Raw genomic sequence first — 24,705 nt, forward strand, 5'->3', positions numbered from 1 at the left:
AACATGGCTGCACCTTATCGAACGACTCCCAAGGAGATCACCATGAACCGTTTTGAACACAAGACCGTATTGGTTACCGGCGGCACCAGCGGCATCGGCCTGGCGGCGGCGCAAGCCTTCGCGGCAGAAGGCGCGCGCGTCATCGTCACGGGCCGCGACGAGGCCGCGTTGGAAGCGGCGCGGGTCACCTTGGGCGGCAACGCGCTGGCGGTGCGCAATATTGCAGGCGCCCCAGGCGCCGCCGCCGCGCTGGCGCAAGCGTTGAAGGACGCGGACGTGCGCCTGGACGCCGTCTTCTTCAACGCCGGCATCGCCAAGTTCGCCACCTTGGCCGAATCCACCGAAGACCTTTGGGACCAAACCTTCAACACCAATATCAAGGGCGTGTTCTTTCAGTTGCAAGCCCTGGACCCGTTGCTCAACCCGGGCGCGTCCATCGTGCTGAACGGGTCCATCAGCGCCCACATCGGCATGCCGGCATCCTGCATCTACGGCGCCAGCAAGGCCGCGCTGATCTCCTTGGCCAAGACCTTGTCGGCGGAATTATTGCCGCGCGGCATCCGCGTGAACGTGGTCAGCCCCGGCCCGATCTCCACCCCCATCTACGGCAAGCTGGGCCTGGACGCGGCAAACCTGGAGAAAACCGCCGCCGGCATCCAGGCGCAGATCCCGCTGGGGCGCTTTGGCACGCCGCAGGAATTGGCGTCGACCGTGCTGCACCTGGCCGCGCCGGAATCCGCGTTCATCGTAGGCACCGAGATCATCGTGGATGGGGGAATGAGTCAGCTTTGACTCATCAGCTTTGACTCATCAGCTTTGACTCATCAGCTTTGACTCATCAGCGCTGCCCCCTCTGCTACGTCCCGATCGAACGCAACGCGCGCTGACAGATGCGTTCGGTGGCGGCGCCTGTCTTGCCGGCCAGCCAGCGTGCGCACACCTCACGCACCCATGCCGGCTGGTCTTTGCTGGCGTCGTTCAACCAGTTCGCCACCGAGTCCTGCACATACACCGAGGGGTCCGCGCGCAACGGCTCCAATAAGGGCAGCGCCATGGCGGGGTCGGCTTTTAGCGCCGCGATGTGCGCGCACCAGACACCGCGCGGGCGCAGGCATTCGCTGGCAAAGCGGCGCACGCGCTCGGAAGGGTCTAGGGTCCAGGGCCGCAATGCCTGGATGGCCGCCGGCAGATCCGCCGCCAGGCGCGGGCGCACCGCCAGCCATGCCCATTCGCGCACGCCGAAATGCGCGTCGTCGGCCAAGGGGCGGATCCGCTCAAGCCGCGCGCGCAAGGGCAAGTCCGGCCTTGCGCCGATGACGAAGCAGGCCCAGCCGCGCACGGTGTCGGACGCATGCGCGGCAAGCTGTGCTTCGCAATCGGCGCCCAATGCGTCCACCAGGAGTTCGGCGGCCAGCGCCATGCGTTTGGAAATTCCCAGCGCTGCCTGCGCCTGCATCCGCGCGATGGCCTCGTGCCCCACTTGCGGCGCCGCCGCCCGCATCAGCGCCGCGAAGTCCACCGCCAGGCATTCGGTCAGCGTCGTGGCCGGCGCGCCCGCGTTCAACTGCGCCAGCCGCGCGGCGGGAATGTCCTTGACGCCACGCCCGATGGGCTTGGCGGTGGGGGAATTGGCGGTGCGTGATTTGGCGGCGGGAGATTTGGCTGTACTCATGACTGCCTCTGCGCGATAGCGGCGCGGCCGGCATCGGTGCCGCGCCAGACGCGCGCCAGCAATCCGCTTAGTTGTGTCTTGTCCGCCGCGCTCAACTTGCCGAACAGCGACGCGATCCAGGCCGTGTGCTCGTCGAATAATTGCGCCGCCGCCGTCTTGCCCTTGGGGGTCAAGGTCACCATGATCTTGCGGCGATCGCCCTGGCCCGCCTGGCGCAGCACGTAGCCGTCCCGCGCCAAGCCATCGAGCAGGCCCGTGATGGTGGCGCGCGTAACGCCCGCCCCGTCCGCCAACTGATGCGGCGACAAGCCATCGGGCTGCTCGTGCAACAGAAACAGCAACACGAACTTGCCTTCGGACAATTGCCGGGGCGCCAGGCGCGCCGCGCAATCGCGGTCGATGGCATTGGCCAGCGACAACAACTGAAAGCACAGTCCGATATCGTCGGCCGAGGCCAGACCGCGCCGCGCGGCTTCGTCCAGCAGCGCGTGATGTTTGGGTTCAAGCATGGGGAGATCGGGGGGCAAGGCGAGATTCCTGGTTCAATTCAGGGGCAGATAGTAAGGCACCTAACTATAAGAGAGCAAGGCGAGGCGTAGGCCGTAGAATTTCCCCGGGATCCAAAGCGAGCCCCCTGCCGCTATCATCCCGATCTTCCCCCTCCCAGCGATCCGCCCCTCCCGATGATCCCTATCCTTCCTGCCCGTCTGCTGCTTGGCGCGTTGGCACTGGCCGTGTTGGCGCCCTGCGCGGCGCCGGCCGACGCCGCGTTGCGCACCGTCTACCGGGGCACGCTCGAAGGCGCGGGCGATGTGGTGATGGAACTGGATAGCGAGGCGCCTTCGGGCGGCACATTGACGGGCCGATATTTCTATCCGAAGCACGGCGTCGACATTCCCTTGAAGGGCACGCCCGAGGCGTTGACCGAACCTCGCCTGTTTCAGGACCTGGCGCAAGCCGGCATCGATCCCGACACGCCGGCAGCCGCCGCGGCCACCTGGCAAGGGCGGCGCGACGCCGACGGATATCGCGGACGATGGATCGACGCGCGCACGGGCAGGCAACGTGCGTTCACGCTGCGCCGCGTGGCCCAGTACGATCCCGACGCGCTGGCGCCCGACAGCGTGCAAGCCGTTACCGACGCGATCAGCGGAGGCACGGGCAGCGGGATTGATCGCGGCGTTGGCATCCATGCCACCAACGCCCCGTACGAAACCCTGAAGCTTGCGGGTTTCGCCAAACCCGTCGGCCCCGACAGCGGCACGGGCGCCGTCGCCTACAGGATGTGGCGCGATCCGCGCACCCGGTTCAGCTACCCGCGCCTGAGCCGCCACCCCGACCCGCGAGTGCTGGCGCGCGTCAACCACCTGCTTGAACAACGCCATTGGCAGATGAATCTGGCCGCGCTGGCTTGCATGGCGTCGGCCTATACCGACGGCAACCCCGCCGCCGGCACGCTGGGCAGCTATGACGACGAAGCCATCACCGTGCAGTGGCTGTCGCCCGCGCTGATGACTGTGACCGAGTCTGGCAGTCTGTACTGTGGTGGCGCGCATCCCGACAACCATTTCGAGCCCTACACCTTTGACCTGCTGCAAGGCGGCTATCTGGATTGGAACCGCGTGCTGAATGCATACGTGCCGGGCGACAACGGATGGCGCCAGGCAAGCCCCGCCCTGCTTGCGCTGGTGGAGAAAGCCCGCGCGCCGCTGGCCGGCGCAACGATCGAGAACCCGGAAGAGGCATCGCTGAAGGAATGCTCTGACCTTTGGCCCAGCTATCTGGCCTTGGGCACCCAGGCGCCGGGCGTGCTGACCCTGTCGGTCTCGGGCGTGGGCCACGCGATGGGGGTATGTCTGGGAACGCACGCAACCGTGCCGTTCAAGGACCTGACGCCGTATCTGGCGCCGGGCGGGCAGGCTTATCTGGTTGGTGAATAGCGGGTTGGTGAACAGCGGGGTGGTCGCATAGCGGACCGAAGCGCTTGATTACGCCATCAGTGCATCATGAATACGGCGGGCAATGACCGGATCATCCAGGTAGCCCTCGATGCCGTGCTGATTGCCGGTATGGTTGACGACATCGGTCTTGTTTTCGATTGCCGGGTTGACCCGGAAATTTCGCTGGTCCAGCGGGTACAAGGCCACCACATCGTGCGGGTCCAGCGCGTTGAACCAGTTGCCCACGCAGACTGGATGTGACACGCCACCCAAGCGGTCACGTATGGCCTTGAGGCCCAGCGGCGAGCCCAATGTAATCAACATAGGCACGCGCCACCCAGCCTGGGCGGTCGTTTGCCGCAGCATCAGATAGGCGACGATGGTGCCCAGAGAATGGGCAACCACCACCTTGTCCGACGGGTTGTCGAAGGCGAGGCCTACGCCGCGATGAATGACGGTGCGCACGTTGGTCTTGCGCAAATACATATAGACGTCATGGGTCAGCAGGCCGATCAGCGCGCCGCCGCCCGGCATGTGCTGGTCGATCGTGCGCAGCACCGCGTGCACCCAGCGCCAATTTTGCACGCCACGCTCGATCACCATCGGCTCGCCGTCGCGTGGGACGTTGCGGTTGATCTCGTCCTCGCCGATTCGGCAGGCCACGATATATTCATCTAGCAAGTCCAGCAGGAAATCAGAAGCGGCGGCGTCGTCTTGCGCGCCGCGCACGATGATCTTCGCCGCCGAGTGCTCGTCAACACCGCGCACCAAGTCCCTGAGCGTGTCGCCATAAAAGGGGAACCGGATGCGTTCGACAGGAATGGGCAGGGACAGCCCGGCTTTGCCCAGCCCCCGCTCCCAGGCGGCGATCCACTCGCGCTTGAGCGTCTCGGAGGCTTGATCGTGTTGCGATCGGCCGTGGATCAGCACCAGCTCTTTCATAAGGTCGGCGCCGACATCGAGTAGGCCTCGGCCTGTCCGGTGGAAGGCTCCAGCCACCCCGCCAGGCGCTGCATCCCTTGCGGCGAGTAATGCGCCCACAACTGGCCGGTGTCGTACTGGCGCAGGCTGCGCAATTCGGCCGGTAGCGCATGCCCCAAGGCGTCCATCAAAACCCATCCGGTTGAAAGCAAGGGCGTGGCCGGCATGAAATCAGTGGGCGTGTAGGGCCGGCGCAGCAGGTCGCGCGACAGCAATGCCAGATCAAACAGGTGGACGCCCAAACGCTGGAACATGTAGTCGCGCAGCGCGCGGATACGGTCAATGTCACCGATTTCGCGGTAGGCGTAGGCTGCGTAAAGGGCCAGGGCGGGATCCAGGAATTGCAGCTTGGCCATGCGCTCGTCCAAGGCCTGCGCGCTGGCCTGGTCGACTTCAAATACGTTTTGCTTGGCGGCTTCCGCCACCACGGCGCGCAGCCACTGAAGCTGGCGCATATCGTCGGTGTCGGCCTGGGCGTACAGCGGGTCGTAGTGCAGCGCGACGCGTTCTTCGGCGTCCCATCTCAGCGTGGCGACACATCCGTTGAAAAGGGGGACCAGCAAACCCGAGCCGTCGTGCAGCTGCACCAATGCCTGCTTGGGCGTCCAGAGATCCGGGAATTGCCAGGAGTCGTACACGACGATGTCCTGGCCGCCGTTCGCGCCGACCGTGCCGAAGCCGGCCTTGATGGCGCCGTCGTACTCCAGGCACGTTACGGTTAGCACCCGTTGCCCGATCGCGACCAGACCGGATGCCTCCAGCTCGGGAATGCCCAGGCCAAGCGCCCAAGTCGCCTTTTGAAGCACGCCCCGGGCTTGTTCGCCCAGGACATCGAGCGACGGAATTTCCAGGTTGGCCTCGTCCAGCGAATGACGAAGCACATGGCTGACCAAGCCTTCCGCCGATAACAGCGACAGGCCGGGCGAACCCAAGGCGGGCGCACCGGACGGCGCATGCCCGTCTCCTGACGCTCCGTCTTTGCTTGCCTGCCCCTTGGCGTCCGGGAGCCCGCTGTTGGAACCGTCGCCGAAGAACGCACCCAGGTTTCCGAGCGGCCCATCGCCCGTCTGGGAAACTCTGGGATCAAATCGCGCCAGCCACGCTTCTTCGTCCGACAGGATGTACGCGTCGGGATCCTGGTTGATGATCGGAGAAAAGCCATGCGCGAGCAGATACTCGGGCACAAGCGTCTTCAACGCCATTTTCAATGGCCGCGGCCGAATGAAGCCGGCCGTAGCCACCTGGGGCTTCGCGCCGCGAAGCACCTCGAACAGCACCTCGGTGTAAACGGCCTTGTACACATCGTTGGCGCCAACCCGAACGGGTACTTCCCGTGCCGGCGCACCCAACCTGGTAGCGTAGAAGACATCGACCCAGGACGAGTCGTTCGCATCATTCGAATTCGGAAATATGCCCGCGCCGTGCAACTTCGTTTGGGCCACGTCTTTCGACACGGTGCGGCACGCGTCTGAAATGAACACCACATGGCGCACGCTGCCACGTTGCGCCGCTTCATGACTGACTGCCAGGTTGACGGCGGCATTCAGGTCATTGGGGGCATCCGACAAGTGCCAGAACTCCGCGCGGCCATCCATGGATCCGTGTCCGGAGAAATAAACAATCAACTGCTCCACCGGGTCCTGCTCAACAAAGTGCCGGACCCAACGGTAAATCTCATGGGTCGTCACGGGTTCGCCCGCACCGTCCGTGATGCGGACGATGCGGTCTGCCGGGATGCCCTGCCCGCGCGCCCATTGCTCCATCAGATCCACGGCGCTTTCCACCGCTTCCAGCCGGCCCAAGCGGCCGCGCGTTTCGCTGACGCCGATAAGAACGATTGCCCGATCCATGCCGTCTCGCCTTGACGCGCCGTGCGCGCCTGTGCCCAAGCCTTTACCCGGATGCGGGTCTTTCAACCCGGCCGCCGCAAAGGTTACGCCCGGGGTCGCCGGGCGCACAATGATGCATGGGCACCGGGTAGCACACGCTGCCCCGGCGCTGCGCTTAGCGGTACAGCACCGTCGGCAGCCACATCCCGATTTCCGGGAACATGTACAGCAGGAAGATCGCCACGATCTGGATGCCCATGAACGGCATCATGCCCAGGAAAATCTGATTCAGCGTGACATGCGGCGGCGATACCCCTTTCAGGTAGAACGCCGACATGGCGACGGGCGGCGACAAGAACGCGGTTTGCAGGTTCAGCGCCACCAGCAGGCCGAAGAACAAGGGGTCGATGCCGAAGGTGTTCAGAAGCGGCACGAAGATGGGCATGAAGATCACGATGATCTCGGTCCATTCCAAGGGCCAGCCCAGCAGGAAAATAATGGCCTGCGCCAGCAACAGGAACTGGATGGGCGTGAGGCCCAGCGACAGCACCCATTCTTCGATGATGCGCTGGCCGCCCAGCAGCGCGAACGCCGCCGAGAAAATGGACGAACCCACGAACAGCCAGCACACCATTGCGCTGGTCTTGGCGGTAAGGAATACCGATTCGCGCAGCACCGGCAGGTTCAGGCGCCGGTATGCCAGCGCCAGCAAGGCGCCGCCCATGGCGCCCATGGCCGCGGCTTCGCTGGGCGTGGCCAGGCCGAAGACGATGGAGCCCAGCACCGCCGCGATCATCACCGCCAAGGGAAAGAACGAACCCATCAGCATCTTGAAGATCTCAAGACGCGCCCAGGTCAGCGCGGCGTAGAAGACCACCAGCATCACCGCGCAGATGGCGGCAAAGATCCAGAAACCGGTTGGCGCGGCGACGGCGTTGTCCTTGTCTTCAACGGCGGCCGAGGCAGCGGCAGCGGCGGGCTCGGCGGCGGGTTCGGCCTGCGGCGTGCCGGGCGGTTCCGACAAGCCCCCTGACCCGGCATCCGACATCGGCGGCTCGGCCAGGCCATCGACCGGGGGTTCGCTCAACCCGGAATCAAACCCGCCCGAATCAAAGCCGCCAGAATCAAAGCCGCCGCCCCCCAGTTGCAGTTCAGCGGGAATCTCGTATTCCACCACCGGGCGCGTCAGCCCGTGATGTACCACCGCCACCAGCAACACGGTCACGGCCAGCGGCGCCAGCACCGTCGCCATGTTGCGCAGCATGAAGCCGAACGACACGCCTTGGTTGCGGCGGCCCTTGAACATGGCGGCCACCATGCCGGTCAAGGCGCGCGTATACCCGGCGTCGGCCAAGGTCTGGGTCTCGGGCGACAGCGGTATGCCGCGCTCGCTGACCGGCAAGGGCGGCGCCATGTCGGGGCGCAGCTTGGCCACAAGGATCACGTAGCCCATGTAAAGCGTGGCCAGCATGATGCCGGGAAACAGTGCGCCGGCGTACAACTGCACCACCGACACGCCCGTGGTCGCGCCGTACACAATCAACATCACCGACGGCGGCAGCAAAATGCCCAGGCAGCCGCCCGCGGTGATGGACCCCGCCGTCAAGCGCACGCTGTAGCCCGCCTTCAACATGGCGGGCATGGCCAACAGGCCCATCAGCGTCACCACCGCGCCGACGATGCCGGTGGCGGTGGCGAAAATAGCGCAGGTAGCCAGCGTGGCCACCGCCAGCGCGCCGGGCAGACGCGCCAGCGCCAAGTGCATGGACCGGAACAACTTTTCGATCAGGTTGGCGCGTTCAACCAGATACCCCATGAAGACGAAGAGCGGAATTGAAATCAGCGAATCGTTCGTCATGGTCGCGTACGTGCGCTGCACCATCAGGTCCAGCGTCTGCCTGATCGAGCGGCCCGCGTCGTCGCTTTGCAGGTAATAGGCCAGGAACGTAAACAACACGCCCATGCCCATCAGCGTGAACGCCGTGGGAAAGCCCAGCATGATGGCCACGACAATCAGCGCCAGCATCAACAGCCCGATGTGCCCCTGGGTGATCTCGCCCCATGGGGTCAGAAAGGCGATCATCAACAGCACTATCCCGATGCAGGACAGGCCAAACCACAACGCCTTGTGGATTCTCATCGGTGGGGTTCCCCGGGGGTGGTCACGTAACGGTCCAGTTGGGCGATGTCTTCGTCCTTCACGTGCACCATCTTCTTCAGCTTGTCGACGTCCACTTCCTCGACGTCTTCTTCGCGTGACGGCCACGCGCCGCGCCGCAGGCACAGCACGCAACGCAGCACCTCGGCCACGCCTTGCAGCAGCAGCACCGCGCCGGCCACGGGGATGAACGCCTTGAAGGGATAGATGGGCGGCCCGTTGGCCATCAGCGACGAGTGCTCGCCAATGGCGATGGAGTAGCTGGCGTAATACCAGCCCGCCCACACCAGCGCGATCACGCCGGGAAAGAAGAACACCAGGTACAGGATCAGATCCAGGCCGCCCTGCACGCGCGGCGGCAAAAAGCCGTAGAGGATGTCGCCGCGCACATGGCCGTTCTTGGCCAGCGTATAGGCGCCGGCCATCATGAAGAGGATGCCGTAATACATCATCTGCATGTCGAACGCCCAGGCGCTGGGCTTGTTCAGCAGATACCGCGCCGCCACCTCCCAGCACACGTGCAGGGTCAGTACGACGATCAGCCAGGCAAAAGTCTTGCCGACGAAGGTGGAGACGCGGTCTATCAGACGGACGAGACGAAGCATCGATGGGCCTGGGTTGGGATCAGGCCGGCTTGCTGCTGCGCGAGAAATAATGGTTGTAGGCCATTCGGAAGTTGACCGAGGTATCCCCCTGCCAACGCCCCACCCGCTCGGCGAAAGCCCGCTGCGATTCCAGCACTTTCTTGAACAGGGGATTCTCGGCCGAGCGCTTGGCGATCATCTCGTCCCAGATCTTCAACTGCTGCTGCAGGATGGCGTCGGGCGTCTTGTAGAACTTGACGTTGTGTTCCTTCTGCAGCTTGATGTAGTCCTGCGAATAGCGGTTGGCCGCCTTCCAGGACATGTCCGCGCTGCTGGCTTGCGCCGCATAGCTCAGCACGTGCTTCAAGTGCGGCGGCAGCGCGTCGTACTTGGCCTTGTTGAACATGATTTCGAACTGTTCCGCGCTTTGGTGAAAGCTTTGCAGCATGCAGATCTTGGACACGTCCTGAAAGCCCAGCGCCAGATCCGACGACGCATTGTTGAACTCGGCGCCATCCAGCAGGCCACGATCCAGGGCGGGCACGATTTCACCGCCCGGCAAGGCATTCACCGCCAGGCCCATGGCCGTGTACATATCGATGGCCAGGCCCACGGTGCGGAACTTCGCGCCCTTGACGTCTTCGATCTTGGTCACCGGCCGCTTGAACCAGCCGAAGGGTTGCGTGGGCATCGGGCCATACATCAGGGACACCACGTTCACGCCCATGGCCTTCTGGATTTCCGTCAGCAGGTCCTTGCCACCGCCGTACTCGTGCCAGGCCAGCAGCATGTTGGCGTCCATGCCGAACGCAGGCCCCGAGCCCCACAGCGCCACGGCCGTGTTCTTGCCGTACCAATACGCCACCACGCCATGGCCGCCGTCCAGCGTGCCGGCGGATACCGCGTCCAGCAAGTCAAACGCCTTCACCACCGCGCCAGCCGGCAACACCTCGATAGTCAACTGGCCGCCGGCCATGTCGTTGACCTTCTGCGCGTAGTCGCGGGCGAACTCGTGGAAGATGTCGTTGGCGGGCCAGGTGCTTTGGAACCGCATCGAAATGGGCGCGTTCTGCGCCCGGGTGACAGCAGGAAAACCCAGTGCGGCGGCGCCCGCGACGGCAGCGCCGGAAATGAACTTGCGGCGGGGCTTTGTGACGTGTTGCATGGCTTTTTGTCTCCTTGGTGGACTACATGGGACCAGCTTGTAGTAACTGCACCTGCGAGGACGCGGGGGATCGCCTGCTGCGCGCTTCCCTGTGTCGGGGCTACGACTGCTTTGCAACTTTGTGCTGATTAAACCTGCCTGACTAACGGCTGACAATCAGCTTGTTGTCGGGAATTACCCTACAGGGGGGCTAGTGCATATGAGGGGGTCCCGCGATTGCCTGAACTGCCGCGTCGCCAGGCAATGCGCATGCCATCACGAAGCGGGCTTACTCGGGCCGACGCACCGCCCTGACCTTGCCGCTGTTGCCGCCGCCGCAGAAAAAGCGGCCCGCGCCATCCGACTCCAGGCCCGACACGCCCACGCCCGCCGGCATCTCGACGCTTTCCAGCACGGCCCCGGTGGCCGGGTCCAGGCGGCGCAAATCGCTGTCGTCGTTCTCCCAGGTGCCGTGCCAGAGTTCGCCGTCAACCCAGGTGACGCCGGTCACGTAGCGATTGGATTCGATGGTGCGCAACACGCGGCCAGTTTCCGGGTCCACCTGGTGGATCTTGCGTTGCTGGTATTGGCCGACCCACAGCGAGCCGTCGGCCCAGGCCATGCCGGACGCTTCGGCGCCGCCGGGCGCGGGGATGGTAGCGTGCACGCGGCCGCTGGCCGGGTCCACCTTGAGGATGCTGCCGTCCGAAATTTGATAAAGGAATTTGCCGTCGAAGGCGGTGCCGGCGTTGGCCACCATGTTCAACGTGCGCTGCGTTTCGCCGCTGTCGGGGTCCAGGGTAAGCAGCTTGTCGCCCGTGGCGAACCAGATCTGGCGGCCGTCATAGCTCACGCCATGCACGGCGTCGACCTTGGGGAAAGGACCATATTCACGCAGGATCTGGGCTTGGCTTCGTTTCATGTCTGGCTCCTTGTAATGGGGTGAATCCATGCTACAGGCCGGGCACCAGCGTGGGGAGTAACAAGCTTGTCGTGAATGCCGGCACCGCCGGCGTCGTCCAGCGCCGCGCGCGGCCATGGCCCAGCGGCTGCGCCTGGCCCGACGCCGCCAACGCATCCAAGGCCCGCTGCACCGTGCGCTGACTGGCGCCCAAGGCCAATGCCAGGGCCGAACTGGACCACGCCTGCCCGTCCACCAGGCAGGCCAGCACCGCCGCGTGATCGCGGTCCGCAACATCGACGGGACGGGCAAGCACCATGACCTGCGTGTCCGCATGCGGGCGCAGCACAAAGCCATGCCGCGTGGCATTCACGTCCGCCATGCCTTGCATCGCCGTGCGCAAGCGCCCTATTTCCACGCGCAGCCGCACACGATGCGACTCGTCTTGAAAGCCGGTGCGGAAAGCTTTGGCGATCAGCAGTTCGCGGGTCACGTCCTGTGGCCAGGCCTCGGCCAGCATGCGCGCCAGCGTGAACAACACGGGGCGACTGGCCAGTGGCGCCGTCTGGCCGTTCTGGCGCAAGACGTTGCGGCACGCATCGACAATCAGCGCAGGGGATGCCAGCAGCGTTTCCACCTCGTCCAGCAGCAGGTCCCGGGCGCCGTCTTGCGCGACCAGACGCGCGGCTGGCGCGCGCAGCGTCTGCACCGCGTGATCCACCTCGGCCTGCAAGGCGGCAATGCCCGACTGCTGCGCGGCGTGATCGGCGCGCGCCAGCGCCGCTCTGGCTCGCCCTGCCTGCACGCGCCGCAGCGCGATGCCGGCCGCGATCAGTTCATGCATGGCGCGGGACGCGGCCGGCACGGCGTCGCCGTCCACGCTGGCCAGCGTTTGCTCGGCATCATCCAGCCGTCCCAGCATCAATAGGCGTCGCGCCGCCAGATATGCGGCATGCGCCGCATTGACGGCGTCGCCCTGCGCGGCCAGCGTGGCGCGCGCGGCCGCCAACGATTTCTCGGGCCAGGCCAGGTCACGCGAGGCCAGCGCAACTTCGGCCTCGGCCACGATGCAGCGGGCGCGCGCCAACGCATGCGCCGGGCCGAACGCGCGGGCTGCCTGGCGCAGCAAGGCCTTGGCCCGAACGAAGTCACCCAATTGCGCCATGGCGATGCCGCGCAAGGCCAAGGCGGGCGCGTCATCGCGCAGCGCAACGTGGTTCAGCGCGGTCAGCGGGTCGCCCGCCGCCAGGGCGCGCGCGGCGCTTGTGATCAGCAAATCCATGAATGTCTCGCCACCTTCAGCCCTTGCCTATGCCGGTTGCGACTGAATCTACCATTGCTGGTGGCGCGAATGCGGGGATGCCAGCGTCAGAACGACGATGCCCCCCTGATGATGCACCCCCCTGCGGATGCAACCCATGACCACGCCACCCATGATGTGACCCCATTAATAAGACAGCGCATCCTTCCCCACCCTTAAGCAGCCTGCCAGCGTGTAAACTCCCCCCTTTTTGACTCTGGTGGTATGTTGCAAGCCCCACAGCGCACAGGTTTAAGCGGCCCGACGCTCATTCGCTTGCTGACTCGCCTGACGGATGTCGACGTTCCGGAATCCAGGCAATCGCTATCCGACCATTTGAGCCAGTGGCTCGGTTGGACGGACGCGATCGCGCTGTCCGCGGCCCTGACCACGAGCCCGCCGGTGATCGCCCCCGGCGCGCGCGTATTCAGCAGCGCCGAAGAGCGTGAATGCGTGCGCGTGCGCACGACGCTGGCCGACGCCATCGCCAGCGATACGGCGGCCACAAGCGCCAAGCGGCTCATGCCGGGACAGGCGCCGGCCAAGCCGTCGGCGGCGGTCGAGGAAGCCCAGGCCGATTACTCGAATTTTCGTCAGCGGTACGTGTCCTTACAGCACACGATGGAGACCAGCGTGGGAAATTTGCGCAGCCGCCTGCGCGGCATGGTCGCCGCCCGGAATGGCGAGATGACGCGGCTGGCCGTGGTGGACGCCATCATGGACCGCGCGTTGCTGCCCAAGGAACGCACCCTGCTGGGCGCGATCCCGAAGCTGCTGCAAGGGCATTTCGAGCGTTTGCGCCTGGCCGAGGAAGCACAGGCGCCGGCCACCCCAGGCGCGTGGCTGGACGTATTCCGCAAGGATATGCGCAGCGTTCTGCTTGCCGAATTGGATGTACGTTTACAACCGGTGGAAGGGCTGCTTGCCGCCCTTCGCGCCAGCTAACCAGGACACCATGTCCAAGACTCTGATCAATTTCGTTGTGTTTTTGGCCGGTTTGGCCGTTGTGGGCTGGATTGGCGCGGGCTACGCGGGGTCCAACCCGCTTGCACTGGCCGTGACGCTGCTGATAGCGGTCTGTTACCTGGCCGGCGCCTGGGAACTGCTGCGTTATCAGCAGGCCACGTCCAGCCTGGCGCGGTCCACCGCCGCGCTGTCCGAAGCGCCCGCCAGCCTGACTTCCTGGCTGGACCAGTTGCACCCCAGCCTGCGCAACGCCGCGCGCCTGCGCGTTGAAGGTGAACGGGTGGGCTTGCCCGGCCCGGCCCTGGCGCCCTATCTGGTTGGCCTGCTGGTGCTGCTGGGCATGCTGGGCACGTTCCTGGGCATGGTCGTCACGCTGCGCGGCACCGGCATGGCACTGGAAAGCGCGACCGACCTGGGCGCCATCCGCGCGTCGCTTGCCGCGCCGGTCAAGGGTCTGGGTTTTGCGTTCGGCACGTCGATTGCCGGGGTGGCCACGTCCGCCATGCTGGGCCTCTTGGCCGCGCTGTGCCGCCGTGAACGGGTGCAGGCCGCGCAACTGCTGGACACGAAGATCGCCACCACCTTGCGCGTGTATTCGCAAAGCTATCAGCGCGAAGAATCCTTCAAGCTGCTGCAACGCCAGGCCGAAGTCATGCAGCGCCAGGCCGAGGCCATGCCGACGCTGGTTGATCGCCTGCAAGCCATGATGCAGAACATGGAGCAGCAGACGCGCGCCATGAATGACAGCCAATTGGCCAGCCAGGACGCCTTTCAGGGCAAGGCCGAAGCCGCCTACGCCCGACTGGCGTCAGTGATGGAACAGTCCATGAAGGAAGGCGTTGCCGAAAGCGCGCGTTCCGCCGGGGTGGCCTTGCAGCCGGTCGTGCAGGCCACGATGGAAAGCCTGTCGCGCGAAACCGCCAGCCTGCAAGACACGGTGGCGCAAGCCGTGCAGCAACAACTGAGCAGCCTGACCTCGGGCTTCCAGGCGTCCACCGCCAACGTGGCCGACATCTGGAACCAGGCGCTGGCCGGCCAGCAACGCGCAAGCGAAACGCTGGCGCAAGACCTGCGCGACTCGATGGACCGCTTTGCCGAAACCTTCGAGCAACGCTCGGCCGCGCTGCTGGACGGCGTGTCCGCGCGCCTGGAGGCGTCGTCGGGCAATATGTCGGAAGCCTGGACTTCCGCGCTGTCGCGCCAGGAACGCGTCAGCGAAAAACTGGCGGGCGACAACCTGCAAGCGCTGACCGCCGCCGCCGCCAGCTTCGAACAGCACTCGGCGTCGCTGCTGCGCACGCTGAACGATTCGCACACGCTCTTGCAATCGGACCTGGCCTCGCGCGATCAACAGCGCCTGGCGGCGTGGGCCGAGACCCTGGGCGCCATGGGCGCCACGCTGCGCCAGGAATGGGAACAGGCCGGCACGCAAGCCGCCGACCGCCAACAGGCCATCAGCGACACGCTGGCGCAGACCGTGCGCGACATCAACGCCCAGGCCGCCGCGCAAGCCCGCGTGCTGGAAGCCGTGTCGACCCGCATGGAAGCCGCCGCCAACAGCGTGTCGGACCGCTGGAACAGCGCGCTAAGCCGCCACGAACAAGTCAGCGAGAAGCTGGCGCAAGACAATCAGCAAGCCTTGACGACAGCGGCCGCCGCGTTCGAGGCGCATTCGGCGTCGCTGCTGCGCACGCTGGACCAGTCGCACGCCGAGCTGCAAGCGGCCCTGGCCGCCAAGGACCAGGAACGTCTGTCCGCCTGGACCGACACGCTGGCCGCCATGGCCGCCACCTTGGGCCAGGAATGGAAGGCAGCCGGCGACCAGAGCGTGGCGCGCCAACAGGAAATCAGCGACGCGCTGGCCCTGACCGCGCAGAACGTCACCGGCCAGACCGAAGCACAGTCCCGTCTGCTGGACAGCGTGTCGACCCGCCTGGAAAGCGCGGCCGGCAGCGTGACCCAGGCCTGGACCGAGGCGCAGACCCGCCAGGCGCAGCTGGGCGAGAAGCTGGCCGCCGACAACCAGCAAGCCCTGAGCACCGCCGCCGCCGCGTTCGAGCAGCACTCGGCGGCGCTATTGCGCACGCTGGACCAATCGCACGCGGACCTGCAAGCCGCGCTGGCGGCCAAGGACGAAGAACGCTTGTCGGCCTGGACCGCCAAGCTGGCCGCCATGGCTGACGCGCTGGGCCAGGAATGGGAACTGGCCAGCGCGCAGGCCGCCACCCGCCAGCAGGAACTGACGCAGGCGCTGGGACAGGCCACGCAAGAGATCACGACGCAGACGCAGGCGCAGGCCGGCGTGCTGGAAAGCGTGTCCACGCGCCTGGAAACCGCCGCCAGCCAGGTCACGCAAGCCTGGACCGACGCGCAGACGCGCCAGGAACAGCTAGGCCAGCAATTGGCCGAGGCCAATCAGCAGGCGCTGGAGGCGGCCGCGGCCACCTTCGAGCAGCACTCGACAGCGCTCTTGCACACGCTGGACCAGTCGCACGCGGACCTGCAAGCAACGCTGGCCGCCAAGGACGAAGAACGCCTGTCCGCCTGGACCGCCAAGCTGGCCGCGCTGGCCGACACGCTGGCGCAAACCGCGCACGGCATCACCGCGCAAACGCAAGCCCACGCCAGCGAGACCATTGCGGAAATCGGCCGCCTGGTGCAGGCCGCGTCGGAAGCGCCGAAGGCCGCCGCCGACGTCATCGGCGAACTGCGCCAGAAGCTGTCCGACAGCATGGTGCGCGACAACGACATGCTGCAAGAGCGCAACCGTTTGCTGGACACGCTGGACACCTTGCTCAACGCCGTCAACCACACCGCCGCCGAACAACGCTCGGCGGTGGACGCGCTGCTGGCCTCGTCGGCCGAATTGCTGGAGCGCGTGGGCACGCAGTTCACCGAACGCGTCGAAGCCGAAACCGGCAAGCTGACGGACGTGGCGGCGCACGTCACCACCAGCGCAGTGGAAGTCGCCAGCCTGGGCGAATCGTTCGGCGCGGCGGTGCAGTTGTTCGGCGAGTCCAACAACACGCTGGTGGCGCACCTGCAACGCATCGAAGCCGCGCTGGACAAGTCCATTGCGCGGGGCGACGAGCAACTGTCCTACTACGTGGCGCAGGCGCGCGAAGTGGTGGACCTGAGCCTGATGTCGCAAAAGCAGATTATTGAAAACCTGCAGCAGTTGGCCGTCCAGCGCGCTGCCGCCAGCGCGGAAACCGCATGAGCGACGACATCGACGGCGGCATCGAGCCTTCCGCCCCCGCCTGGGCCGTCTTCGGCGACCTGATGTCGGTGCTGCTGGGCGCGTTCGTGCTGATCCTGGTCAGCGTGATCGGCATGCAGTTGCAGTTGTCGACGCAGCTGGAAGAAGAGGTCAAGCAGCGCCAGGAAGAAACGCAGCGCCGCGAAACGCTGGAACAGGCGCTGGCGGTTCCGCTGGCAGCGGGCCGCGTGACCTTGGTCAATGGCCGCATCGGCATCAGTGGCAGCGTGCTGTTTGCGCTGAACTCCGACCAGTTGCAGCCGGAAGGCCGCGAGATTCTGAAATCGCTGATTGAACCGCTGTCTACGTACCTGAAAACGCACGACGAAATTCTGATGGTCAGCGGCTATACCGACAACCAGCAGGTGCACGAGGGCAACCGCCGCTTTGCGGACAACTGGGATTTGTCGGCGCAGCGCGCCCTGACGGTCACGCGCGCCTTGATCGACGAAGGCGTGCCGTCTTCCACGGTGTTCGCGGCGGCGTTCGGGTCGGAGCAGCCGGTGGCGTCCAACGCCGACGAGGACGGCCGCGCCAAGAATCGCCGGGTGGAAATCACCCCCATCCCCAAGCAAGCCGATGCCCCGGGAAAGCCGCGTGAGTAGTGACGGCGGCAGCCAAGGCACGCTGGACGCGCAGGCCATTGTGGATGCGCAGGCCATGCTGGACGCTTGGCGCGACGGAGGCGCCGACCAGGCTGACCCGGTGCGCTTTCATTTCCTGCAAGCGATGGCGCGGCGCGCCGCCGTGCTGGCCGGCCCGGCGCGGCAGTTGCTGGATGAAAAGCTGGCGGGGCATATGTATGCCTACTCGCAGTTGCTGGATGCCGAGGCGGATGCCCATCCGGGTGCCAAACCGGATGCCGAGCCGGATGCCAAGCCAAACTCCGAACCGGGTGCCGAGCCAACCGCGCCACCGCCAGCGCAACCCACCGACGTCGCGCCCAACACGCTGGCCGGCTTGCTGGCGTATCTGGCAGACCCTGGCGCTGGCCCCGGCCAGACCACAGCGGACGCCGCCTCCCCTTGGAACCGCGACGCGCTGGGCCTGCGCGACGCTTACCCCGACGTGCAGATGCTGGAATACTTTCGCGCCGTGTGGTCGCGCGTCAGCGCTGACCGGCAGGTGCGGCAGTCGCAGCAGCAGGTGCACAAGAATGCCGGCCCGCTCAATTCCAACCAGTTGGTGCACCGTGCGCTGTCCTTGATGCGAGAACTATCGCCGGGTTATCTGCAGCAGTTCCTGTCGTACACGGACGCGCTGATGTGGATGGAGCAGATCCACGCGGCCACCGCGCCCGCCCCCAAGGAAGCCGCGCGGGGCGCCACCAAGAAAACGTCGCGGGCGAAGGCGCGGTAAGCGTAACCAAGCGTGCCGATAGGCCTGCCCAAGCGCCCCCACAGGCAGCCCCGCGATCCGGGCAACAGCGCGCGCTGCCTATAATTGCCAAAGTCAGCGCCCAGGGCCAAGGCCTGCAACCCAGTACCCCAAGCCCGTCGCCCCGACCCATCGTCCCAACTTCCGCTTTGACGGCAGCCATGCCGTGCCTCATGTCCACCTTGCCCCTACGCGTGCTGTCCATCATCCCCCCGATGACGCAGCTGAATACGCCCTACCCCTCCACCGCCTACCTGACCGGTTTCCTGCGTTCGCGCGACGTGAACGCGGTGCAGGAAGACCTGGCGCTTGCGCTGGTGTTGCGTCTGCTGTCGGCGGACGGCCTGCGCGCCGTGGCGGAACGGGTCAACGCGCTGCCGCTTGAAAAGCACACGCCCGCCATCCAGGCCTTCGTGGCGATGCAGCCGCGCTACCTGGCCACCATCGGGCCAACTATCGCGTTCTTGCAAGGGCGCGATTCCACGCTGGCGCACCGCATCGTGGGCCGCCACTTCCTGCCCGAAGGCCCGCGTTTCAGCACGCTGGACGTCTACATGGACGAAGACGGCGGCGACCCGCTGGGTTGGGCCTTCGGCGCGCTGGGGCTTCAAGACCGCGCCAAGCACCTGGCCACGCTGTACCTGAACGATTTGGCGGACGTGCTGCGCGACGCGGTGGACGATCGCTTTGAATTCGTGCGCTATGCCGAATCACTGGCAGGCAGCCAGCCCACGTTCGACCCCTTGGCCAACGCCCTGACCAGTGCGCCCACGCTAGTGGACGACACCTTGCGCGAACTGACGACCGAAGCCCTGGCGCGCCACGCGCCGACGATCGTGCTGTTGTCGGTGCCGTTTCCCGGCGCGGTATACGCGGCGTTTCGGATCGCGCAGACCATCAAGGCGCAAGACCCCAGCATCGTCACCGTGCTGGGCGGCGGCTTCGTCAATACAGAACTGCGCGAACTGAAAGACCCGCGCGTGTTCGACTACTTTGACTTCGTCTGCCTGGATGCCGGCGAACGCCCGCTCTTGGCCTTGCTGGAACACGTGCAGGGCAAGCGCTCGCGCCAGCGTCTGGTGCGCACGTTTGTGCGCAACCCGGACAGCCGCGCCGTGCAGTACGTGAACCTGGTGGAGCCCGACGTGGCCTTCGCGGAAGTGGGCACGCCCACCTGGGACGGCCTGCCGCTGGACCGCTACCTGTCGCTGCTGGACATGCTGAACCCCATGCACCGCCTCTGGAGCGACGGGCGCTGGAACAAGCTGACCGTGGCGCATGGCTGCTACTGGAAAAAATGCAGCTTCTGCGACGTCAGCCTGGACTACATCGGCCGCTATGAAGGCGCGTCGGCGTCCGTACTGGCCGACCGCATCGAAGCCATCGTGCGCGAAACCGGGCAGACCGGGTTCCATTTTGTGGACGAGGCCGCGCCGCCCAAGTCGCTCAAGGCGCTGGCCACCGAACTCATTGAGCGCAATGCAGGCATTTCGTGGTGGGGCAACATCCGCTTCGAAAAAACCTTCAGCCCCGAACTATGCGAACTGCTGGCCGACAGCGGCTGCATCGCGGTATCGGGCGGTTTGGAAGTGGCGTCCGACCGCTTGCTGAACCTGATGAAGAAAGGCGTGTCGGTCGACCAGGTGGCCCGCGTTACGCGCGCGTTTTCGGACGCCGGCATCCTGGTGCATGCCTATCTGATGTACGGCTTTCCGACGCAGACGGTGCAAGACACCGTGGATGCGCTGGAATACGTGCGCCAACTTTTTGCCAACGACTGCATCCAAAGCGGGTTCTTCCATCGCTTTGCCTGTACGGTGCATTCGCCGGTGGGCAAGAACCCCGAGGAATACGGGGTAACGCTGCAACCGCTGCCGCCCGTTACCTTCGCCAAGAACGACATCGGTTTTCATGACCCCACGGGCGTGGATCACGATGCGCTGGGCCGCGCGCTGAAGAAAGCCATCTACAACTACATGCACGGCATCGGCCTGGATGAAGACGTGCGGACGTGGTTTCCGTTCAAGGTGCCGAAAACCACGGTGTCGAAGAACCGGATCGCGCGGGCGCTCAGCCAGCAAGGCTGACGCCGGGGCAGCCTTGATTTGCACGAGGCCCCCGTCGCGCTGTACCATACGATCCATATACAAACCATATATGGATCATTCTTTATGGGCCTCGTCAAAATCTCTGAGCAGATGCATGAGAATCTGCGCGTCGCCAGCGGCGCCCTCAGCCGCTCGATCAATTCCCAAGCCGAACACTGGATGCGCATCGGCATGCTGTCCGAGCTCTATCCCGAACTGCGCCACGCGGACATCTGCCAGTTGCTGATCCGCATTGAACAGGGCGAAGGCTTCACCATTGCCTCCCTGTCCCGGCGGCTGCCGGACGCGGCCCAGGAGGTCGCGTAAATGGCACGCAAGGTTTCCATCAAGTCCGCCGCTGATATTGAAATGGCCCGCAAGGCCGGCGCCATGGCGGCCGAAGTGCTGCACATGATCGGCGAACACGTGCGCCCCGGCGTCACCACCGACGAGATTGACCGCATCTGCAACGAATACATCGTCAATGTGCTGAAAGCCATTCCGGCCAATGTCGGCTACCACGGCTTTCCCAAGACCATCTGCGCGTCGGTCAACCATGTGATCTGCCACGGCATTCCCGGGCCCAAGGTGCTGAAAAACGGCGACATCCTGAACATCGACGTGGCCGTCATCAAGGACGGCTGGTTTGGCGACACCAGCCGCATGTACTACGTGGGCCAACCCAGCCCGCTGGCGCGCCGCCTGGTCAACACCACCTATGAAGCCACCCGCGCCGGCATCATGGCCGTGAAGCCGGGCGCCACGCTGGGCGACATCGGCCACGCCATCCAGACCGTGGCGCACCGCGAACACTTTTCCATCGTGCGCGAATACTGCGGCCATGGCATCGGCCAGATCTACCACGACGAACCGCAGGTGCTGCACTACGGCCGGCCCGGCGAAGGGCTGGTGCTGCAACCCGGCATGATGTTCACCATCGAACCCATGATCAACGCGGGCAAGCCGGCCACCAAGCAGTTGCCCGACGGCTGGACCGTGGTCACCAAAGACCGTTCGCTATCGGCGCAATGGGAACACATGGTGGTGGTGACCGACACCGGCTACGAGGTGCTGACGCCCTGGCCGGACGGCTACGGCGACTATCCGCCGATTCCTTGAAGCGCCTTTCCTGAACCCCGCCTTTCCTGACCGCACCCGTCCATGGCAAGGACCGGAGTGCAAGCCGCCAAGGGCACGATCATGATCGTGCCCTTGCCGTTTTCGGCGCCGCGTCTGCTCCCCCATGCCCGCCCTGCCCCTAGCATTCCGCCGTCTGGCCGCGTCCAACCTGGCCGCCCAACTCTCTGAACAGATGGCGCTGGCGGCCGCGCCGCTGGTCGCCGTGCTGGCGCTGGGCGCCACCGCCGCGCAGACCGGCACGCTGCAAGCCGCGCAAACCTTGCCCTTTCTGCTGCTGTCGATGCCGGCGGGCGTGCTGGCCGACCGCATGTCGCGCAAAGCGCTGATGACCGCTGCCGAATGCGTGCGCGCCGCCAGCCTGCTGGGGCTGCTGGCCTTATTGTGGATGGGGGGCCTGAACCTGGCCTGGCTGGCCGCGCTGGGCTTTCTGGGCGCGGTGGGCACCGTGGCATACAACGTCTCCGCGCCGGCCTTGCTGCCCCGGCTGGTGCCCGCCAGCGAATTGGCCAGCGCCAACCGCTGGCTGGAACTGGCGCGCAGCAGCGCGTTCGCGGCGGGGCCGGCGGCGGGCGGCGCGCTGGTCGGCTGGATGGGCGCGCCCATCGCCTACGTGCTGGCCACCACCTTGTCGCTGCTGGCGGCGGCGCTATTGGCGGGCTTGCCTCGGGACGGGTCGGCGGGTAGCGGGAACCCGGCTCGCCGCCATCCCTTGACCGAATTGCGCGAAGGCGCGGCGTTCGTCGCCACGCACCCGCTGCTGCGTCCCGTGCTGGTCACGGCGGTGTTCTTCAATACCGCCTGGTTCGTGCTGCAAGCCGTGTACGTGGTGTACGCCATCGACCGCCTCGGCTTGAGCGCGACCGGAGTGGGCATCACCTTGGGCGTATACGGCGGCGGCATGCTGGCGGGCGCCCTGGCCGCGCCATGGCTGGCCCGCCGCCTGTCCTTCGGCGCGATGATCGCGGCCGGTCCGCTATCGGCCCTGGCGGCAAGCGTCCTGTTGCTGCTTACCTTGCTTGGCGTATCCGTCGGGCGTGGCGGCCGCGGCGGGCTTTTTCCTGTTTGGGGCGGGCCCCATCCTGTGGACCATTACCACCACGACGTTGCGCCAGGCCGTCACGCCGAACGCGCTGCTGGGCCGCGTATCGGCCGTGATCCTGACGGCCACCTACGGCGCGCGGCCCGTGGGCGCGCTGATAGGCGCGGCGCTGGCCGCACGCATCGGGTTGGACGCCTGCCTGTGGGTGTCGGCGGCGGGTTTTCTGGTGCAGTTCGTGGTGTTGTTCACGTCGCCCGTTGCGCGGCTGCAGAGCCAGCCGCGCACGGTCAGTGCATGAAATAGTCGAGATCGCCCGCGGCTGAGAAGATCGGCTGACCTTTCAGCCAGCCGCCTGCGTTACTTCACCACGCCGCAGATCAGTCGCCCGCCTCCGCCGCCCAGCGGCTCGGGCTTGTCGCTGTAGTTGTCGCCGCCTATGTGCACCATCATCGCGTGCCCTTTCACGTCGGCCAGCTTCAGGTGTGGCGCCACCACGGCCTTCTTGGCCGTGCCGTCTTCTGCCACCGTAATGAACGGCAGGTCGCCCTGGTGCCCATCCTTGGCCATCGGCCCCTTGTGCGCCTTGGTGCCCTTCGGGTCCAGATGCCCGCCCGCCGCGCCACCAGGCGCCATCTTGCCGTTCACCATGCCCGGCATGCAGGAGCCCTTTTCGTGGACGTGAAAGCCGTGCTCGCCCGGCTTCAAGCCGTTCAGGTTGGGGGTGATTTCCAGCCCGCCCTTGGTGTCCTTCAGTGAAATCGTGCCGGCGCGTTTACCCAGGCCGTCGGCGGTCAGGAATGACATCGAAACGTCTTCGGCCAACGCGGCGCCAGACGCGCCCGCCATCGTCAGCGCCGCGACAAGCATCGAGATTTTCTTCATGAAGTGCCTCCTGGAATCATGCACGCAAGGTGCGGATGCCCGGCCAGCACGAACCTTGCCGCCTGGCCCAGGGCGCAGAAAACAATAGCACCGGGGCAAGTCGGCGCACCAGCATTCTTCCTTCCTGATACAAGCGATCAGGCTTCTTAACGATTCACCAGCAGCACCAGCGCGTGCAGCGCAACACCGATCAGCCCGCCGACCAGCGTGCCGTTGAAGCGGATGTATTGCAGGTCGCGCCCCACGCTGAGTTCCAGCTCGTCGACCAGATGGCGTTCGTCCCAGTTCTTCACCGTGCGTGAAATGTGTTCGGTCACGCCGATGCGCAGCCGGCCGGTCAGGCGGCGCGCGCTGCCCATCACGTGGCTGTTGATGGCGTCGCGCAGGCTTGGGTCTTCGCCCAGCTTGCGGCCCAGCGCCAGCATGGCGCGTTCCAGATGGCCGGCCAGCGCCGAGTTTTCGTCGGACAGGTCGCGCCGCAACGCGGCGTGGATGTCGTCCCACAGGCCTTGCACGTATTCCTGCACCTTGGGGTGGTCGATGGCGCGCTGCTTCAGGGCTTCAACCTGGGCCGACAAGGCCGGGTCGGTCTTCAGGCGTTCGATGTAATCCAGCACCCAGGCTTCGTAGTCGCGCCGCACGGGATGGTCGGGTTCGGACAACACGTCGCGCAGCTCGTCCATCAAGGCCATGGCCAGGCGGTCGGCCAGGTTGTCGGCAATGCCGTCCACCGACTTCACCACGTCCACCGCCGCGATGATGCGTGGCCATTCCTTGCGGGCAAACTTCACCAGCAGCTTGGACGCGCGTTCCTTCACATCGTCTTCGCCCAGGTAGCCGCCCAGGCGTTCCATGGCCGCATCCAGCAGTTCCTGGTGGCGCCCGTCGCGCGTCAACAGGCCCAGCACTTCGCCAACGGTGCCCGCCGCGTCCCAGCCGCGCAGGTTCTTCACGAATTCCTGGATCACCCCGCGCACGGCGTGGTCGTCCAGCATGTCCAGCGTTTGCAGCGCCACGCGGCGCGCACCGTCGCTCAAGGCATGCGCCTGCTTGGGCCGAACCAGCCAACGCGACAGCCGCGTGGCGGGGTCGAACACGCGCAGCTTTTCCATCAGCGTGTCGGGGTCCAGGAAGTGGTCGCGCACGAACACGGCCAGGTTGTCGCCGATGCGGTCTTTGTTGCTGGGGATGATGGCGGTGTGCGGAATCGGCAAGCCCATCGGACGGCGAAACAGCGCCACCACCGCGAACCAATCGGCCAGCGCGCCCACCGTGGCCGCTTCGCAAAACGCCCGCACCCAGGCCCACGCACCCTGCCCGCCCATGACATGGCTGGTGATGAAGCCGCAAACCATGGCCACCAGCAGCGCCAGTGCGGCGATTTTCATGCGCCGCAACTGCGTGCGGCGCGCGTCGGAAGCCAAGGTGGAATGCGTGGCGAACGCG

Annotated in this window: 20 protein-coding genes and 1 pseudogene; 10 read left to right on the forward strand and 11 right to left on the reverse strand. The window is 65.8% G+C overall.

The features are described from left to right. Positions 1-42: 42 nt before the first annotated feature. Positions 43-792 (forward strand): SDR family oxidoreductase, encoded by a 750-nt coding sequence (locus tag P8T11_RS07045; RefSeq protein WP_268077620.1) that lies wholly within the window; start codon positions 43-45, stop codon positions 790-792. Between the two features lie 64 nt (positions 793-856). Here the strand turns inward: P8T11_RS07045 and P8T11_RS07050 are convergent, their stop codons facing one another. Both P8T11_RS07050 and P8T11_RS07055 read right to left on the reverse strand, forming a co-directional pair. Next, positions 857-1,672: a HEAT repeat domain-containing protein gene (locus P8T11_RS07050; RefSeq protein ID WP_268077619.1), complete on the reverse strand. Its 816-nt coding sequence runs from the start codon at positions 1,670-1,672 to the stop codon at positions 857-859. Further along, positions 1,669-2,181: a MarR family winged helix-turn-helix transcriptional regulator gene (locus P8T11_RS07055; protein ID WP_268077618.1), complete on the reverse strand. Its 513-nt coding sequence runs from the start codon at positions 2,179-2,181 to the stop codon at positions 1,669-1,671. The genes P8T11_RS07050 and P8T11_RS07055 overlap by 4 nt, the downstream gene beginning before the upstream one ends. A gap of 174 nt (positions 2,182-2,355) precedes the next feature. On the opposite strand from P8T11_RS07055, the gene P8T11_RS07060 reads away from it, so the two are divergent. Next, positions 2,356-3,612: a hypothetical protein gene (locus P8T11_RS07060; RefSeq protein ID WP_268077617.1), complete on the forward strand. Its 1,257-nt coding sequence runs from the start codon at positions 2,356-2,358 to the stop codon at positions 3,610-3,612. 48 nt (positions 3,613-3,660) lie between these two features. Here the strand turns inward: P8T11_RS07060 and P8T11_RS07065 are convergent, their stop codons facing one another. From P8T11_RS07065 to P8T11_RS07095, 7 genes are all read right to left on the reverse strand, one after another. Beyond that, a complete protein-coding gene (locus P8T11_RS07065) occupies positions 3,661-4,554 on the reverse strand; it encodes a hypothetical protein (protein ID WP_268077616.1) in 894 nt (297 codons plus the stop codon). Further along, complete coding sequence (locus P8T11_RS07070) at positions 4,551-6,443, reverse strand: caspase family protein (RefSeq protein WP_268077615.1); 1,893 nt, start codon at positions 6,441-6,443, stop codon at positions 4,551-4,553. The genes P8T11_RS07065 and P8T11_RS07070 overlap by 4 nt, the downstream gene beginning before the upstream one ends. Positions 6,444-6,597: 154 nt before the next feature. Then, complete coding sequence (locus P8T11_RS07075) at positions 6,598-8,562, reverse strand: TRAP transporter large permease (protein WP_268077614.1); 1,965 nt, start codon at positions 8,560-8,562, stop codon at positions 6,598-6,600. Beyond that, the gene (locus tag P8T11_RS07080; protein ID WP_268077613.1) at positions 8,559-9,185 is read right to left on the reverse strand and encodes a TRAP transporter small permease subunit; all 627 of its coding nucleotides are present in this window, start codon (positions 9,183-9,185) and stop codon (positions 8,559-8,561) included. The genes P8T11_RS07075 and P8T11_RS07080 overlap by 4 nt, the downstream gene beginning before the upstream one ends. Positions 9,186-9,204: 19 nt before the next feature. After that, positions 9,205-10,329 (reverse strand): TRAP transporter substrate-binding protein, encoded by a 1,125-nt coding sequence (locus P8T11_RS07085; protein ID WP_268077612.1) that lies wholly within the window; start codon positions 10,327-10,329, stop codon positions 9,205-9,207. A gap of 268 nt (positions 10,330-10,597) precedes the next feature. Further along, positions 10,598-11,230, reverse strand: a complete 633-nt coding sequence (locus P8T11_RS07090; protein WP_268077611.1) for a Vgb family protein — start codon at positions 11,228-11,230, stop codon at positions 10,598-10,600. A gap of 31 nt (positions 11,231-11,261) precedes the next feature. Beyond that, entirely contained in the window at positions 11,262-12,491 is a 1,230-nt protein-coding gene (locus P8T11_RS07095) for a helix-turn-helix domain-containing protein (RefSeq protein ID WP_268077610.1), read from the reverse strand. Positions 12,492-12,734: 243 nt separating this feature from the next. On the opposite strand from P8T11_RS07095, the gene P8T11_RS07100 reads away from it, so the two are divergent. From P8T11_RS07100 to P8T11_RS07135, 8 genes and pseudogenes are all read left to right on the forward strand, one after another. After that, entirely contained in the window at positions 12,735-13,454 is a 720-nt protein-coding gene (locus P8T11_RS07100) for a DUF3348 domain-containing protein (RefSeq protein ID WP_268077609.1), read from the forward strand. A 10-nt stretch (positions 13,455-13,464) separates the two neighbouring features. Further along, positions 13,465-16,695, forward strand: coding sequence for a DUF802 domain-containing protein (locus P8T11_RS07105; protein WP_268077608.1), 3,231 nt, complete (start codon positions 13,465-13,467; stop codon positions 16,693-16,695). Then, on the forward strand, positions 16,692-17,339 hold the full coding sequence (locus P8T11_RS07110; RefSeq protein WP_268077607.1) for an OmpA family protein: 648 nt from the start codon (positions 16,692-16,694) through the stop codon (positions 17,337-17,339). Before P8T11_RS07105 ends, P8T11_RS07110 begins: the two co-directional genes overlap by 4 nt. Then, the gene (locus P8T11_RS07115) at positions 17,332-18,093 is read left to right on the forward strand and encodes a DUF2894 domain-containing protein (RefSeq protein WP_418910244.1); all 762 of its coding nucleotides are present in this window, start codon (positions 17,332-17,334) and stop codon (positions 18,091-18,093) included. Before P8T11_RS07110 ends, P8T11_RS07115 begins: the two co-directional genes overlap by 8 nt. Positions 18,094-18,284: 191 nt before the next feature. Beyond that, positions 18,285-20,198, forward strand: coding sequence for a B12-binding domain-containing radical SAM protein (locus P8T11_RS07120; RefSeq protein ID WP_268077606.1), 1,914 nt, complete (start codon positions 18,285-18,287; stop codon positions 20,196-20,198). 84 nt (positions 20,199-20,282) lie between these two features. Next, entirely contained in the window at positions 20,283-20,525 is a 243-nt protein-coding gene (locus P8T11_RS07125; RefSeq protein ID WP_050446659.1) for a ParD-like family protein, read from the forward strand. After that, a complete protein-coding gene (map, locus tag P8T11_RS07130; RefSeq protein WP_268077605.1) occupies positions 20,526-21,317 on the forward strand; it encodes a type I methionyl aminopeptidase in 792 nt (263 codons plus the stop codon). A 124-nt stretch (positions 21,318-21,441) separates the two neighbouring features. Next, positions 21,442-22,675 (forward strand): annotated as a pseudogene (locus tag P8T11_RS07135) (MFS transporter). A 59-nt stretch (positions 22,676-22,734) separates the two neighbouring features. On the opposite strand, the gene sodC reads toward P8T11_RS07135, so the two are convergent. After that, positions 22,735-23,259, reverse strand: coding sequence for a superoxide dismutase [Cu-Zn] SodC (gene sodC / locus P8T11_RS07140; RefSeq protein WP_268077604.1), 525 nt, complete (start codon positions 23,257-23,259; stop codon positions 22,735-22,737). A gap of 146 nt (positions 23,260-23,405) precedes the next feature. Then, on the reverse strand, positions 23,406-24,647 hold the full coding sequence (locus P8T11_RS07145) for a DUF445 domain-containing protein (protein ID WP_268082424.1): 1,242 nt from the start codon (positions 24,645-24,647) through the stop codon (positions 23,406-23,408). Positions 24,648-24,705: the final 58 nt, after the last annotated feature.

It is taken from the genome of Achromobacter spanius, assembly GCF_029637605.1.
Lineage (GTDB): Bacteria > Pseudomonadota > Gammaproteobacteria > Burkholderiales > Burkholderiaceae_B > Achromobacter > Achromobacter spanius_E.